Consider the following 1357-nt stretch of genomic DNA (forward strand, 5'->3'; position numbering starts at 1 on the left):
TGGTGAAGCAAGAACATGTGGATGATGCCCCGGCTTCGGCGAAAAACCCCAATGGGGATGCTTCGGTCTGTTCGGCGAATACCTGTACCAATGGCTGCCCGGTTTCGATGGTTACTGGTGAGGAACTGCTGACCCTCACAGACGGCTCGTTGGAGGGTGTCCTGCCATTTGCCTGGACGCGGTTGTATCGCAGCAGTGCCGTGGAAGTGGATTGCGGGTTGGGGTTTGGCTGGAGTCATGCGCTGGCTCAGCGCTTGGTGGTGAGCGGCGGATCGGTGGTGTGGACCGATCACGAAAACCGCAGCACCACCTTTCCCCTGCCCTCTGCTGCACGGCCGGCCATCACCAATAGCCTGGCGGAAGCGGCGATTTATCTGGGTGCTTTGCCGGATGAATGGGTGCTGGCTCAGGCGTCGCTTTTCTACCACTTCCGTGACGGTGTGCTGACGGCGATCAGCGATGCGTATGACAACCGACTGCGCATTGCTCGCGATTATTCCGGGCGGATTCAGCGGATCGATAACCATGTTGGCCAGGGATTGCTGCTGCGGTATGAGCGCGGCCATATCGTTGCCGTCGACTATCAGGTGCAGCGGGAACTCGGCTGGGTTACCGAGCAGAACGTTGTTTCCTACACGTACGACGATGCCTGGCGGTTGATCGAAGCGACCAACGCTGTAGGAGAAAGCGAGCGTTATCGGTACGACGATCAGCAGGTGATCCTGGAGCGGGAACTGGCCGGTGGGGCGAGTTTCTTCTGGGAGTGGGAACGGTCTGGCAAGGCAGCGCGATGTGTCCGGCACTGGGCCAGCTTTTCGCAGATGGACACGCGGTATGTGTGGGACGACAACGGCACGGTCACCGTGCACAACGCCGATGGCAGCCAGGAAGTCTACGTACACGACCAGCGCGCACGGCTGGTGCAGCGGATCGATCCGGACGGCGCGCAGCACTTCAAATCCTACGATGAAAAAGGCCGGCTGACGGTCGAGCAGGATCCGCTGGGGGCGGTGACGGCCTATCAGTACGACGAAGCCGGTCGGTTGATTGCGCTGTTTCCCGGTGACGATGCACCCACCTCCTACGAGCATGACAACGGTTTCGTACGGGTTGTGCGCCGTGGTGACGCGGTGTGGAAATACCAGCGTAACGATCAAGGCGATATCACTCGCAAGACTGATCCGGACGGCAATTACACCGAATACACCTACACCCAACACGGAAAGCTCACGGGTGTTTGGTATCCGGATAACAGCAGCCAACGCTTTATCTGGAACGAACGCGGCCAGCTCATTGAGGAAAAACTGGCGAATGGCGGTGTGCGGCGTTATCGCTATGACGAGCTGGGGCGGCAGGT

The 1357-nt window shown here is 59.5% G+C and carries 1 protein-coding gene; it reads left to right on the forward strand.

What is annotated here, in order from left to right:
- A partial coding sequence (locus tag ACW9I6_RS32345) for a DUF6531 domain-containing protein (RefSeq protein ID WP_457340242.1) occupies positions 1-1357 on the forward strand: 1357 nt, incomplete at both ends.

This window comes from Pseudomonas sp. SDO5522_S412 (assembly GCF_054071215.1).